This window comes from Pseudoalteromonas sp. TP27 (assembly GCF_056470645.1).
The window spans coordinates 156,033-171,202 of the sequence record NZ_JARDAK010000006.1 but is presented as its reverse complement, the minus strand read 5'-3'; the positions used below and the strand labels follow the sequence as shown (position 1 = coordinate 171,202).

Sequence of the window (15,170 nt, the reverse complement as noted above, 5' to 3'; positions counted from 1 at the left end):
CCAAAGCGCTAGAAGCACTTTGGTTTTATTACTATAGTAAGTCACTTACCTCTGCATGTGTTTGCTGCGGCCATACACCCACTTGTACTTGGCCAATATGCTGCTTTTGTAGCAATAGCATAGCTAGCCGCGACTGCCCTATTCCACCGCCAATCGTTTGCGGAAATTTACTTTGTAGTAGCGCTTTATGCCAATCAAACTCTAAGCGGTCTTCATCTCCAGTTGTACTTAACTGCGCTTTTAAAACCTCAGGACTTACACGTATACCCATTGATGAAATTTCAAAGGCGTCTTCAAGTACTGGGTTCCATACTAAAATATCACCATTTAAACCCATGTATTGATCGCATGTTGGTGTAGACCAGTCATCGTAATCTGGGGCTCTTACATCATGAATTTTACCATCTCCAAGCGCGCCACCAATACCAATTAAAAATACAGCACCATATTCTTGTGCAATAGCTTTTTCGCGTTGCTTAGCACTAAAGTCAGGATACATTTTACGTAGCTCTTCACTGTGCACAAACTTTATGTCGCCTGGTAAAAATGGCGTTAAACCATAAGACTCACTTACAAAAGCTTCCGTTTCTTTTATCCCTTTATAAATAGATTGAACAGTTTGCTTGAGCGTTGCCAGCGAACGCTCTGTGGTTTCGTTAATTACTTTTTCCCAATCCCACTGATCAACATATACAGAATGAATAGGACTTAATGAATCCTCATCTGGGCGCAAAGCCTTCATTTGAGTGTAAATCCCCTCACCAACACTAAAACCATACGTTGCCAGTGTTTTACGCTTCCACTTAGCCAGTGAATGCACCACTTCGTAGCGGCTATCTGTAATCGCTTTCACATTTACAGCAACTGCGTTTTCATGACCGCTTAAGTTATCTTGCGTACCATCGCCTACTTTAGCCAATATAGGAGCTTGCACCTCAACTAGACCTAATTGCAGCTCTAGCTGCTGTGAAAAAAATTGCTTAACTTTACTTATTTGCTGCTGTTGCTGCACATAGTGTGAACTCATAATAATTGGCCTCATTCCCAGTTATTGTTACTTGCTTAATTGATAAAAAGCACTCTAACCTGCGCCTTTAATGAGGTTAATGTAACGATTTAAAGGATTAATTCAATATCCCATAACAAAAATAGCTTTAATATATAAAAACCATTAATTAAGTGGTATAAAAACCATATATTCGATAATTTCATGAGAAAAATATAATGGAAAATTATTTAATCGATAATCTCGATAAACAGATACTTCATGCGTTAATGGCAAATGCCCGTACTGCGTACGCCGAATTAGCAAAAAGATTTAATGTAAGCGCAGGGACAATTCACGTAAGAATTGAAAAAATGAAGCAAGCAGGGATCATTACAGGAACGCAATTAACGATTAATACTAAACAGCTAGGCTACGATGTATGTTGCTTTATAGGTATTAATTTAAATAACGCACGTGATTACCCGCAAACGCTTATAAAGCTAGAAGCATTAGAGGAAGTGGTAGAGGCTTATTACACAACAGGTAACTACAGTATATTTATAAAGGTAATGACAAAGTCCATTGACCACTTACAAGATGTGCTGATTAATAAAATACAGGCAATAGAAGCAATCCAATCAACAGAAACACTTATTTCTCTACAAAACCCAATTAGCCGTACGGTAATGCCTTAACTGTAAAAATCTCGTATAATTGCCGAAAAAAGAGGATAACCATGCAGCAAACTCGCTATCAAAGAATCGAAGACGTACTTTCGCGCCGTCAAACAGACTTAACCGTGTGTTTAGAAGACGTGCATAAACATCATAACTTATCTGCAATAGTACGAAGTGCTGATGCGGTTGGTTGCCATCACGTACATGCTGTATGGCCTGAAAAACAAAAATGGCTAACAAATAACACCTCTGGTGGCAGTAAAAACTGGCTAGAGACGCACCTGCATAGAAATATTGATGATGCCGTAGTGGCAATGCGTGAACGCAATCCAGACATACAAATACTCGCGACGCATCTATCAGAAGATGCCGTTGATTTTAGAGAAGTAGATTACACCAAGCCAACGGCTATTATTGTTGGACAAGAAAAAACCGGGATCTCAGAAAAAGCCCTAGAATATGCCGATCAAAATATTATTATTCCAATGCAAGGCATGGTGCAATCGCTTAATGTTTCGGTTGCTGCTGCGCTAATATTGTTTGAAGCACAGCGCCAACGCGAGCTGGCTGGTTTATATAATAGAGATATGCTGAGCGCCGAAGTTAAACATCCACTTTACTTTGAAGGCTGCCACCCTATTATCGCAAGGCAATGTAAACAAAAAAAATTACCTTATCCTGCACTTGATGAAAACGGCGAAATAGTCGCTGACGAGCAATTTTGGCAAGCTTTAAAACATACTTGATGGACTAAAGCTCTGTAAGTACACTTAGCCTACTCACAAATAATAAGATTGATATAATTTGTCTAAACCTAGCTTAAATCAATACCCAATTACAGAGCTCAAAGGGGTCGGCCCAAAAATGGCTGAGCGTTTGTTAAAGCTAGGTATTTTAACTGTGCAAGATATGCTTTTTCATTTGCCACTTCGCTATGAAGATCGCACTCGCTTATACGCGATTAGCGAGTTGTCACTTCATAGCCACGTAAGCGTTGAAGCAACAATTGAAACAAGCCAAATTACGTTTGGTAAAAGGCGCATGCTTGTTTGCCAAATCAATGATGGTACTGGCAGGCTAACACTACGATTTTTTAATTTTACCGCCGCACAAAAAAATGCATTTAGCGCTGGTAAAATAATACGTTGTTTTGGTGAAGTGCGCCATGGCCGCGTTGGCTTTGAAATGAGCCATCCTGAATACAGCATCAGCGATACTTCTAACGAACAACCAGTAGCCACGACCTTAACCCCCGTGTATTCAACAACCGAAGGTTTAAAGCAGCTATCGATTAGAGCTTTAAGCGAACAGGCTATTGATTTACTACATAAATACTCAGTAGAAGAACTACTGCCTTCACAGTGGCAGCCATCAAATATGCCACTAAGTGACGCCTTATTATTACTGCACCGCCCACCTAATGATGTTGATGTAACTGCATTAGAGCAAGGAACTCACCCTGCTCAGCAACGTCTTGTATTTGAAGAGTTACTTGCTCAAAACCTCAGCTTATTAAAAGTGCGAGAGCAAGGGCAACAAGTTAAAGCCGTGGCATTAAATCCGGTAAATACATTAGAAAGCCAATTTTTAGAACAACTTCCTTTTGCACCCACAAATGCACAAAGCCGCGTAGTTGCTGAAATTAAAGGTGATATGCAACACGCGTATCCCATGATGCGTTTAGTACAAGGCGATGTAGGCTCAGGTAAAACCCTAGTAGCAGCACTTAGTGCACTAACAGCCATTGCCCAGGGCTTTCAAGTAGCTTTAATGGCGCCAACAGAGATTTTATCAGAGCAACATGGGGTTAATTTTACAACGTGGTTTAATCAACTAGGTATAACAGTTGCGTGGCTTGGCGGTAAAACAAAGGGCAAAGAGCGCGTAGCAACACTTGAAAAAATAGCCTCTGGTGAGGCGCAAATGATTGTAGGTACTCACGCTTTATTTCAAGATGAAGTAAAGTTTAATAACTTAGTGCTTATCGTTATTGACGAACAACACCGCTTTGGTGTCCACCAGCGTTTATCACTGCGTGAAAAAGGTAAATTTGGTGATTGTTATCCTCACCAACTAGTCATGACCGCAACACCTATTCCACGTACGCTCGCAATGACAGCCTATGCCGACTTAGAAACCTCTGTGATTGACGAGCTGCCACCAGGGCGTACGCCAATCACAACAGTGGCACTTCCTGATACTCGCAGAGACGATATTATTGCCCGCGTTAAATTAGCGTGTAACGAGCAAGGCCGCCAAGTTTATTGGGTGTGTACACTTATTGATGAGTCTGAAGTACTGCAGTGCCAAGCAGCGGAGGACAGTGCACTGCAGTTAAAAGAAGCACTACCAGAGCTCAACGTAGGTTTAGTACATGGGCGAATGAAATCAGCTGAAAAGCAAGCCATTATGAGCGAGTTTAAAGCAGGTAATATACATGTTTTAGTGGCTACGACCGTTATTGAGGTTGGCGTTGATGTACCTAACGCGAGCTTAATCATTATAGAAAACCCTGAGCGCTTGGGATTAGCACAATTGCATCAATTGCGTGGACGCGTTGGCCGTGGCGCTACGGCATCGCATTGTGTGCTTTTATATCACGCACCGTTGTCTCACACCGCTCAAAAGCGATTAGGAGTACTACGCGATAGTAACGATGGGTTTGTGATAGCAGAGCGCGATTTAGAAATTCGTGGCCCAGGTGAAGTACTCGGTACAAAACAAACGGGTTTAGCCGAATTTAAAATTGCCGATCTTACCCGCGATAAGCACATACTCAACCAAGTAAGACCGATTGCACAGCAAATGCTTAAGCAACACCCTGAGGTTGTTGACCCACTGATTCAGCGCTGGTTAGGTAACAAGCAAAACTACGCGCAAGCGTAAGCTAAGTGCGCCATTTTTAGCGCTAATAGTTTGCTAAGGCTGTTTGTTGGTCTCTAACTGATGATGTACCCCCGATAAACTAAAGCGACCTTCAACTACACCGTTCGTGTACCGCTTTGCCACAATATTTAAATAAAATAGGTTTTCAAGGTAGTGCTAAGGGTCACCTATGCCGAGTGTCATTTCTTGTTGTTTGAATTTGATGCTTTTTACTATTGCACTACACGACAAAGTTTCAACTATTAAATTTTGACCATCACTGAGCACAATAGCTTGGAAAGGAGGGTTATTGCTAATAGATATCACACGCACTCTCCAATCTAATACCAATTCCATTAAGTATGTGATCTAAATTTTACGCCGAAAAAACAATTCAGTTCTAGGCGTAATACCAACCTGCATAAATATTTGATCAATTTACCGAATTAAATTGCACTATAACGTCGTTAAAAATTTTTTATTTAGAACAACTAGATACAAAAATTTTTGCCTAGTTCTAGTGTAATTTCCTTAACGTTAAATAGACCCCATACATAAGCAGATTGGTATAAATTGATGTAAATGGTTGTTCCCTTTTCGAAATTTACAACAAAGAAATGGGTTGTTTTAGCAAGTAAAATAGATCAGCTATTTATTGGAATTGGTATAACTACCGAAGTAACATTTATTGTTATAACGGCGCAACAATCTGTAATATAAATAGCATGTAACTGAAGCTACTAACGCAGTCTAATTGCGTTAAAATTTCTTGATAAAAATTTACAGCTACCATTATTTATTTACACTCATTCTGCTCAGCATGAGCTTAAATATAAGCTTTGAAAGGTTAACTACCTTGGTAAATATGCTCGTTAAGTGATGATTTTTCGTCCATGCTAAGCGCTTGCTTTGATTTGGCGATAAAATCATATCTCACCATAACCGCTTTGCCTATTGCGCAGCATTTATCGTGTTGCCATGCCTCTTGACGCAATACGAAAGAGCTAGTGCCTATATGCTCTACAGAGGTTTTAACTGTTACCTCATGGCCGTAAAATAATTCACCGACAAATGATACTTCAACTTTGGCGATAATTAATTTCCAATCGTGTGGATTTAAGTCCGGTGTAAAAAACTTAAAAATAGGTCCACGTGCGACTTCAAACCATACTGGGAGTACGGTATTGTTAATGTGTCCGAGTGCATCTGTTTCGCTAAAGCGCGGCATCACTTTTTCAATAAACATAAAAATCCAATAATAATTATATAAAGGTAAACCATGACGGACTTTATACGCGTTGTTGATAACGCATTAAGCGATGAGTTTTGCGATGAATTTATTACCACATTTACGCAAAGCCCGCATGTAAAACAAGGGGTAACATCGGGCGGTGTCGACTTAAAGAAAAAAGACAGCCACGACCTACACCTAAACAATCACCCCGAATATGCACAACAATTAAAACATATACAACAAACGACTGCACAACATGTTTTTAAGTATGTTGATGATCATATTTTTATGATGATTGGAGCGTTTGGCTTAAAGGTCTATCATCCAAAAACAGGTGACGTAGTTGACTTAACCCAAGAGAACTTTGAAGAAGTGGGTAAACCGCAATTACCTTTGCTAGTTCAGCAAATTTTTAGACTTGGTAATATTCAAGCGCAAAAATACGAAGTAAACAAAGGTGGCTACCCTTACTGGCACAGTGAGGTTTACCCTCAGTTACAGCATAACGAGGCGTTGCATCGCGTGTTGCTATTTATGTTTTATTTAAACGATGTAGAAGAAGGTGGTGAGACTGAGTTTTACTATCAAAATCGTAAAATAGCACCTAAAAAAGGCACTATGGTAATAGCCCCTGGCTACTTTACACATACCCACAGAGGTAATAAGCCAGTATCAAACGATAAGTACATTTTAACATCGTGGGTACTGTTTAATCGTGCAGAACAAATATATGGTGCGCCAAAGAGTTAGCGCACCAAAACTTACATGATTAACCGAGTAGTTCATCAAACAAGTCAAACAACTGATCTAGCTCTTTAATGGTGTTGTAGTGCATACAACCTATACGCACTACGCCGCCTTTATCAAGCACACCTAATTGTTTACACAAACCTTGCGCGTAAAAGTTACCATCCCACACGCAAATATGCTGCTTACCTAAAAATTCAGACACTTCACGTGGGTCTAAACCTTCAAACGTTAAAGCAAAAGTAGGTGTACGCTCGTTTAAGCGATCAAAATCATCAATACCAAATAATTTAATACGCGGGTAATTTACCAAACGCGTTAAAAAGTGCTCACTAAGTGCCATTTCGTGCTGTTTAGTTTTAGCAAAGGCGATACTTAGCTTTTCGCGGCGTGAATGGCTATCGTCAAGTTCGCTAATTGCTGCAATGTAATCAACAGCCGCAATAAAACCCGCCATAGCTTCAAAGCTTTGTGTGCCGGTTTCCCAGCGACCTGGCGCTACGTCTTTAGCGGGTTCTACTTTATAAGGTGTAAACCCGTCTAAATGCTCTTTTTTACCGTAAACCATACCTAAGTGCGGACCAAAAAACTTATACGCAGAACACGCTAAAAAGTCGCAATCAAGTGCTTGTACGTCTACTAGTTCGTGTGGTGCGTAATGTACCGCATCAACATAAACAAGTGCGCCTACAGCGTGAGCAAGCTCTACAATACGTTTGATATTGTTAATTGAGCCTGTGGTATTTGAAGCATACGTTACTGCTACAAGCTTAGTATTGCTGTTTAATAAGCTCTCAAATTGCGCCATATCTAAGCTACAATCAGCTTCGTTAATAAGTGCAGTGTTAACTTTAGCGCCTTTATCTTCAGCTGCTTGTTGCCACGACGACACATTTGAGAAGTGATCAGCATTGGTTACAATTATTTCATCGCCAGGCTGCCAGTCACGTGAAATAGCACGGCTGAAACTAAACGTAAGGCTGGTCATGTTTGGACCAAACACAATTTGTTGTGAGCTAGGTGCATTAAGTAAATCAGCGGCTGCTTGGCGCGCATTCGCCATTAACTCAACCGTTTTATCACTTGAAAAAAACGCGCCACCTAAGTTCGAATTATAATGACCTAAATAAGCGGTCATCGCATTAAGCACTGATGTTGGTACTTGCGAGCCGCCTGGTCCGTCTAAAAATATTGGCGATTTACCATCAACGTTTTGCATCAATGCAGGAAACTGCTCACGTAATTGCGTTATGTTCATGCTTATTCCTTAAGACGTTAATACGAAACAATCCAGGTAACCTGGTTTGCTAGCATCAATTTTGTTCATTGGTGTTGCGTTATGCCACACTTGACGGTCGTTTATTAATGCAAACATGCCGTCTTTTATTTCCATTTTAAAACACGGTTCAGCTTGCTTGTTTTCATATACAAGTAGCTCGCCGCCTTCTAAATTTTCGTGAGAAACACCGCATATACATACATGGTCAAAACCATCTTGATGCACGCCCTCTGGCGCTGCAGGTGTATCGCTATCAATGGCAAGCATACGGAATTGATGGATTTCAATATCACGTTCTTCATCAATACCGGTAAGTTGGCGAAACTCATTCACAATGCTTTTCATGCCTTCTGACTCAAGTAAACTTTGCGCTAGGTTTTCGTAAGTACGCTCTACATTACCCTGAAAAGTATTAATTGAATCGTCTTGAACAAATGCTTTGGCTTGTTGTAGCTTTATTTCACCATTTTGCATTTTAACTACTGAGTAACGACGTTTACGAAAGGCACCATCTGCATAAGGATTAGCAGGTAGGTTATCAAAAGAAGGCTTAACCAAATCAATATTTGCTTGGTTAACAAAACGTAGTTGCAGTAGATTCTGGTTGTTTAATGCTGTCATAAAATCTCGCCTAAAATAATGAGAATATTGGTGAGGATTTTAATGCATTTAGAGAGGATTTTTTGCTTTATTACTTACATTTAAATCAATTATTAGCTAAATTATATGTAATAAACCACAAAATAGAGCATTAACTATCTAATATTTATTTTAGCCAATAAAAAACCCGCCGAAGCGGGTTTTTAAACAAACTCTAAAAATTATACAGCTTGTTGAATAATCACGTTGTCTGCTTTCTTAGTGTAAGCAGGCATACGGTGGAAGTTCAAGTAACGGTATGTATCTGAAGCCGTTGCGTTGATCTTCGCTGCATATTCTTGGTACTCAGCAGCTGTAGGTAGTCTACCAATGATTGCAGCAATTGCAGCAAGCTCAGATGATGCTAAGAATACGTTTGCGCCATTACCTAAACGGTTAGGGAAGTTACGTGTAGAAGTAGATACTACAGTCGCTTTATCTGCAACACGTGCTTGGTTACCCATACACAGTGAACAACCTGGAGTTTCGATACGTGCGCCAACACGACCAAAGATACCGTAGTAACCTTCTTCCGTAAGTTGGTCTTTGTCCATCTTAGTAGGTGGAGCAACCCAAAGTTGAGTTGGAAGTTGACCTTTAAAGCCATCAAGCAACTTACCAGCAGCACGGAAGTGACCAATGTTAGTCATACAAGAACCGATGAATACTTCATCAATTTTCTCGCCAGCAACATCAGAAAGAAGACGCGCATCATCTGGGTCATTTGGAGCACAAAGAACAGGTTCTTTAATCTCAGCTAAATCAATTTCAACGATATGCTTGTACTCTGCATCAGCGTCAGCTTCCATTAGTTCTGGGTTAGCTAACCAATCTTGCATTGCAGTAATACGACGTTCAATTGTACGTACATCGCCGTAACCTTCAGAGATCATCCACTTAAGCATAACAATGTTAGACTCAAGGTACTCAGAGATAGACTCTTTAGAAAGTTTAACTGTACAGCCAGCTGCAGAACGCTCTGCAGATGCATCAGATAATTCAAATGCTTGCTCAACAGTAAGATGTTCAACGCCTTCAATTTCTAGTACGCGACCAGAGAATTCGTTAATTTTACCTTTTTTCTCAACTGTTAATAGACCTTGTTTGATACCGTAGTAAGGGATTGCATGAACAAGGTCACGTAACGTGATACCTGGTTGCATTTCGCCTTTAAAACGAACCAAAATAGATTCTGGCATATCAAGTGGCATAACACCCGTTGCTGCTGCGAATGCTACTGCACCCGAACCTGCTGGGAATGAAATACCTAATGGGAAACGTGTATGTGAATCACCACCAGTACCTACGGTATCTGGTAATAACATACGGTTTAACCATGAGTGAATAATACCATCGCCTGGACGAAGTGAAACACCGCCACGGTTCATGATGAAATCAGGAAGCGTATGGTGAGTGTTTACATCGATAGGCTTAGGATAAGCTGATGTATGACAGAATGACTGCATTGTTAAATCTGCAGAGAAACCTAAACATGCTAGATCTTTAAGTTCATCACGTGTCATAGGACCTGTTGTATCTTGCGAACCAACAGTTGTCATTTTAGGCTCACAGTACTGACCTGGGCGAATACCTGCAACGTTACATGCTTTACCAACCATTTTTTGCGCTAGTGTGAAGCCTTTATCAGAAACTTCTGTTGCTGTTGGTACTTTAAATATATCAGTTGCACCTAAGCCTAGTGATGTACGCGCTTTATCAGTTAAACCACGACCGATAATTAGTGGAATACGACCACCAGCACGAACTTCATCTAAAATCACATCAGATTTAAGTTCAAAAGTAGAAATTACTTTATCAGTACCATGTTGCTTAACAACACCTTCGTACGGATAAATGTCGATTTGCTCGCCCATGTTGAGTTCATCAACATTTAATTCGATTGGTAATGCGCCTGAATCTTCCATTGTATTGAAGAAGATTGGAGCAATTTTATTACCCAAACATACACCGCCAACACGCTTGTTTGGTACGAATGGGATATCATCGCCCATAAACCAAAGTACAGAGTTAGTTGCAGACTTACGAGATGAACCCGTACCCACAACATCACCTACGTAAGCAAGTGGTAAACCTTTAGTTTTTAATTCTTCAAGCTGAGTAATTGGACCAACTTCGCCCGCTTTATCAGGTGTAATACCATCACGCTCAATTTTTAGCATTGCTAAAGCATGAAGTGGGATATCTGGACGAGACCATGCATCTGGTGCAGGTGACAAGTCATCAGTATTTGTTTCGCCAGTTACTTTAAAAACAGTAACTGAGATCTTTTCAGCAACAGCTGGTTTATTAGTAAACCATTCTGCATTTGCCCAAGACTCGATAATTTGTTTAGCGAATGCGTTACCCGCTTTTGCTTTTTCTTCTACATCGTAGAACGCATCAAACATAAGTAATGTATTTGAAAGGCCTTTAACTACGATTGGTGCAAGTGTTTCGTCATCAAGTAGGTCAATCATTGGTGCGATATTGTAACCGCCCAACATTGTACCTAATAATTCTGCCGCTTTTTCTTTAGAAACAAGTGGAGAATTAGTTTCACCTTTAGCTACAGCTGCTAAAAATCCCGCTTTAATATAAGCAGCATCATCAACACCTGCTGGTATACGTTGAATGAACAAATCTAAAATGAATTCTTCTTCACCTGCTGGTGGAGTTTTTATTAATTCAATAAGATCAGCAGTTTGCTGAGCATCTAATGGCGCTGGTACGATACCTAACGCGGCACGTTCTTCTACGTGTTTACGATATTCTTGTAGCACAATATTGCCCTCTTGGTGACGTGAAAGTATCCGGTAGCGCTTCAAGCGCAAATAAGTTACCCAATACTTATAGTATTCTAACGCGTAATTATAAAGCTTTTATGGATAGATGAAAATCCATCCAGTTACGCAACTGATTATACCGATTATAAATACTATGAATAGTAGTTGTAGTAAAATCTATTTTCATGAATGTTTATTAAGTAAGAATCATTACCATTAACTAATATTAATTTATTACAGGCATAAAAAAACCCAGCACTTGGCTGGGTTTCTATTACAAACTATTTAATTAACGTAAAACTTTAACGTTTTTGATAGTTTTGATATGCGCTTCTACACGACGGTTTTCTGCGTTTGCAGCTTTAGTGTTAGCATCATTTTTAAGACGCTCTTCACCTAAACCAACTGTAGTAATACGGTCTTCAGCAATACCATCAGCAACAAGTTGCTTAGCTACAGCATCAGCACGTTTTTTAGATAACCATTTGTTGTAAGTTGCTTTACCTACAGCAGAAGTGTGACCTTCTAAAAGTACTGTTGTATCTGGGTACTCTTTTAAGAATGCAGATACTTTTTCAATATCGTTTAAGTACTGAGTAGATACTGCTGAAGCATTGTTAGGGAAAGTCACTAATAAGCTTACAGTTACTTCTTTATCTTCATATAAAGTACAACCAGTGCCATCAACTGCATCAGTCATAGGTGTGTTAGCACACTTATCATCTGCATCAGCAATGTTGTCGTTGTCGCTATCTAAAGGAGCTACAGCTACTTCAACAACTTCAGGAGCTGGTTTAACTGGCTCTACAGGAGCTGAATTTTGACCAAATAAGTAGTTAATACCAATTTTAGCGCCTACATCTGTGTAACCACGGTCAAGACCTTGGTATACAGCTGTTTCAGCATTTACAAATAAGCCATCTGTAATGAAGTGTTGGTAACCAACACCTGCATTTAAGAATGTGTTGTCATCAACTACGTCAATTTCTTTAATACCGAAAAGACCGTAGAAAGGACCACCATTTAAATGGTAAAGAGCATCAATACCGTAACGCTCGCCATCGATATTATTTCGGTTGCCAGCAACTTTATCAAAAGCATTAAAATCCATATCTGCATATTCAAGACGTGCGCTCCAGTAATCACTGAAACGGTAACCAGCTTCAACACCCCAGCCAGTTGATTCGTTTACGTCAAGACCAGCTTGATCACGCATGTTTTTCCAAGATGCGTCATAGTAGTCGCCAAATGCGCCAATGTAGAAACCTTCTTCTTTATCAGCAGCGAATGTAGATGCGCTAGTTGCAGCTAGTGCGATCGCAAGTGTAAGTGATTTTAATTTCATTGTTTTCTTCCCATTTTTAACAACTAATAAATTGTAGCTAATGAACTCTAGCTCAACCAGTTTTATACAGATTACATGAGCTTTTGTTAATCGATACTTAACGAAAAATAAAGTTTATAACTTTCTTCAGTACGCAGTAACAACACACAACTACTTACTATAGACAAAATTAAAGTCTTGATAAAAAATAAGTATAGTCGTTTTTGTAAATTAGTACTCAGTAAGAGATATAAGAGCAATTAAATTAAAAGTACTCATAAATCATAGAAGATTGTTGGATCTTAATTCGGCGCATAATAGCACCCGTGTTTATATTCCCAAACATATATGCTCATATTTGGTTGAAAAATGACTCTTTTGAATCATGTAGTTACATTAAATACTAACAATTAAGTACCACAAAAAGTCTGGTAATCATTATCATTTATCGGTGCAACCTGAAACTCTGATAGTTTTTCATCATCAGAATACGGATTTCCCACTATTTTCATAAAGCGCTCTAATAACTCACTAGACCCTGCAGCATTATACTCTGAAATCATTTTTTCGATCATGTGGTTACGAGGAATCACACGAGGATTTGCCGCTCTCATTACTTCATAACTATTATTGTCAGTTAAGTTTACCCACCTAGCTCTCCATTCGATTAGCGACTCGGGGACTACTGTTTCTCCCTTTAAGGATTCAGTAAGCGCATCAAAGGTATTGGTGTAGTCGAGCTGGTTATCTTTTAATAGCGTTAATAACTCTGAAATTAACTTACTTCCGCTTGCATTTTTTGCACTCAAGCCCAGTTTTTTCTCCCACATAGCCGTAAACTCAGCATTAAACTGCTCAGCAAAGCTATTGATGTATGGCGTCATTAACGAAACAGCTTGCTCGTCATCATCACTAATAAGTGGTATTAAGCTCTCAGCTAAGCGTGCGCAGTTCCAGTTAGCTATATTAGGCTGGTTACCAAAGGCATAACGACCTTGTTTATCGATAGAGCTAAACACGGTGTCAAAATCAAAATTATTCATCATGGCGCAGGGGCCGTAATCAATGGTTTCTCCGCTTACTAGCGTATTGTCGGTATTCATTACTCCGTGAATAAAACCAACACGCATCCAACTAACCACTAATTCAACTTGGCTTTTAATGACAGCCCCTAAAAAAGCTAAATAGCGCTGTGGCCCTGTATCTGTTATTTCTGGGTAATGTCGTTCAATAGCTAAATCAGCTAAATTTTTAAGTTCTTCAACATCGCCTTGTGTCGCTAAATATTGAAATGAGCCAACACGAATATGGCTCGTTGCTAAACGAGTCACTATTGCACCTGCTTGTGGCGGATTACGATAAACCGTTTCACCACTGCCAACGACGGCTAAACATCGGGTGGTTTTAACCCCCAGTGCATGCATTGCCTCGCTCATTACGTATTCACGAATAGCAGGACCAAGTGCACAACGCCCATCCCCTCCTCTTGAGTAAGGAGTAGCACCAGAGCCTTTTAATTGAATATCCCATAGCTGGTTTTTATCATCATTAATAGCACCCAATAAATGTGCTCGCCCATCGCCTAAACGCGGCGAAAAATGCCCAAATTGGTGCCCAGAGTAACCAAGTGCTACTGCAGGAATCGCCTGTTTTTCGTTACCACCAAAAGTATTGGCACGCAAATCAGCAGCAACGTTAATATTAAACTGTTTTGCTAAGCTCTCGTTCCACAGCAATAACTGAGGAGAAGCAACACTTGCAGGAAAATCTTCAATTGCGAAGTTTTCCGCAATGTCTGTGTATCTTGGCACTAATTTCATGGTAATTCCTCTTATTGCTGACTTATACCAACGCGGTTGTCACCTACACCATAGGCCACAATTAAACTCAACTCTTGCATACTTAAGCCGCTTTGTTTTTGCATTTCGTTAAAAAAAGCTTGGGCTGCATTCAGTGATTTTTTAGTTTGTAGGCCGCCATCTATAATTTTATGGGCGCGTAAATAATTCTCTACATCGCGTGATAGTAAAAAAGTATCTTTACCAAGTGCTCGCAGCGCATAAGGGCCTGTATTGCCACCTAAACGCGAACCATGCTTTTTTAAATATGCCCACAAACCAATAATATCGTCTGTTGGCCAATTAGCGACAAACTGACTAAAACTGCCATGTTCCTCTGCTATTTCGTGGATCATATACGCATTTTCGGTAATTGTTTTTACTTTTTTATAGTTACGGACAATACGCTCATCCGTTGCTTTTTGTTCCAGCATATCGGGTGGCATCATTAGTAACTTATCAACGCTAAAATCCCAAAAAACCTCCCTAAAGCCCGGCCATTTATTATTAATAACCGACCAATAAAAGCCGCTTTGAAATACTTTTCGAGTAAATTCTTCAAGCCAATCGTCGTCACTTAACGTGCTTAGTTGTTTTTTAGATAGCGGTTTTGCAAGTAATAACTTAAGCATTTTTTCAGAGCCTTTTCGCTCTACCGCTCGCTTATAAATATCGCTAAATTTTTCCATACTAATTAAATACCTCACTACTTATATTGCTAGTGTACGAGAAAAGCAGCCAATACGTAACCACTCCCATTATGGATGAATGAATATGCATTTAGTCGCTTGACACC

At 39.7% G+C, this 15,170-nt stretch carries 13 protein-coding genes; 4 read left to right on the top strand and 9 right to left on the bottom strand.

Features of this window, described 5'->3' with window-relative positions:
* Positions 1-31: 31 nt before the first annotated feature.
* The gene (asnA, locus tag PX700_RS09770; protein WP_479520618.1) at positions 32-1,027 is read right to left on the bottom strand and encodes an aspartate--ammonia ligase; all 996 of its coding nucleotides are present in this window, start codon (positions 1,025-1,027) and stop codon (positions 32-34) included.
* A 197-nt stretch (positions 1,028-1,224) separates the two neighbouring features.
* On the opposite strand from asnA, the gene asnC reads away from it, so the two are divergent.
* The 3 genes from asnC to recG are packed head-to-tail and all read left to right on the top strand — an operon-like array spanning position 1,225 to position 4,551.
* Positions 1,225-1,683 (top strand): transcriptional regulator AsnC, encoded by a 459-nt coding sequence (gene asnC, locus PX700_RS09765; protein WP_002958822.1) that lies wholly within the window; start codon positions 1,225-1,227, stop codon positions 1,681-1,683.
* A gap of 41 nt (positions 1,684-1,724) precedes the next feature.
* The gene (gene trmH, locus PX700_RS09760) at positions 1,725-2,411 is read left to right on the top strand and encodes a tRNA (guanosine(18)-2'-O)-methyltransferase TrmH (RefSeq protein ID WP_479520617.1); all 687 of its coding nucleotides are present in this window, start codon (positions 1,725-1,727) and stop codon (positions 2,409-2,411) included.
* Between the two features lie 58 nt (positions 2,412-2,469).
* Positions 2,470-4,551: an ATP-dependent DNA helicase RecG gene (gene recG / locus PX700_RS09755; protein ID WP_479520616.1), complete on the top strand. Its 2,082-nt coding sequence runs from the start codon at positions 2,470-2,472 to the stop codon at positions 4,549-4,551.
* A gap of 156 nt (positions 4,552-4,707) precedes the next feature.
* Here recG and PX700_RS09750 read toward each other — a convergent pair whose 3' ends face one another.
* Positions 4,708-4,857 (bottom strand): hypothetical protein, encoded by a 150-nt coding sequence (locus tag PX700_RS09750; RefSeq protein WP_415637947.1) that lies wholly within the window; start codon positions 4,855-4,857, stop codon positions 4,708-4,710.
* A gap of 520 nt (positions 4,858-5,377) precedes the next feature.
* Complete coding sequence (locus PX700_RS09745) at positions 5,378-5,776, bottom strand: acyl-CoA thioesterase (protein ID WP_415637946.1); 399 nt, start codon at positions 5,774-5,776, stop codon at positions 5,378-5,380.
* A gap of 33 nt (positions 5,777-5,809) precedes the next feature.
* Here PX700_RS09745 and PX700_RS09740 point away from each other — a divergent pair, with 33 nt between their 5' ends.
* On the top strand, positions 5,810-6,514 hold the full coding sequence (locus PX700_RS09740) for a 2OG-Fe(II) oxygenase (RefSeq protein ID WP_479520615.1): 705 nt from the start codon (positions 5,810-5,812) through the stop codon (positions 6,512-6,514).
* Between the two features lie 19 nt (positions 6,515-6,533).
* On the opposite strand, the gene PX700_RS09735 is transcribed toward PX700_RS09740, so the two are convergent.
* The 6 genes from PX700_RS09735 to PX700_RS09710 all read right to left on the bottom strand — a co-directional run bounded on the left by PX700_RS09735 (position 6,534) and on the right by PX700_RS09710 (position 15,063).
* Positions 6,534-7,769 carry a cysteine desulfurase-like protein gene (locus PX700_RS09735; protein ID WP_479520614.1) on the bottom strand — a complete coding sequence of 412 codons (1,236 nt, stop codon included), beginning with the start codon at positions 7,767-7,769 and terminating at the stop codon, positions 6,534-6,536.
* Between the two features lie 9 nt (positions 7,770-7,778).
* Positions 7,779-8,411: a 2OG-Fe dioxygenase family protein gene (locus tag PX700_RS09730; protein WP_415637943.1), complete on the bottom strand. Its 633-nt coding sequence runs from the start codon at positions 8,409-8,411 to the stop codon at positions 7,779-7,781.
* Positions 8,412-8,611: 200 nt separating this feature from the next.
* Positions 8,612-11,209: a bifunctional aconitate hydratase 2/2-methylisocitrate dehydratase gene (gene acnB / locus PX700_RS09725; protein WP_479520613.1), complete on the bottom strand. Its 2,598-nt coding sequence runs from the start codon at positions 11,207-11,209 to the stop codon at positions 8,612-8,614.
* 292 nt (positions 11,210-11,501) lie between these two features.
* Complete coding sequence (locus tag PX700_RS09720; RefSeq protein WP_415637941.1) at positions 11,502-12,557, bottom strand: OmpA family protein; 1,056 nt, start codon at positions 12,555-12,557, stop codon at positions 11,502-11,504.
* A 389-nt stretch (positions 12,558-12,946) separates the two neighbouring features.
* Complete coding sequence (locus tag PX700_RS09715; protein WP_479520612.1) at positions 12,947-14,356, bottom strand: protein adenylyltransferase SelO; 1,410 nt, start codon at positions 14,354-14,356, stop codon at positions 12,947-12,949.
* 11 nt (positions 14,357-14,367) lie between these two features.
* A complete protein-coding gene (locus PX700_RS09710; RefSeq protein ID WP_479520611.1) occupies positions 14,368-15,063 on the bottom strand; it encodes a DNA-3-methyladenine glycosylase I in 696 nt (231 codons plus the stop codon).
* Positions 15,064-15,170 lie beyond the last annotated feature (107 nt).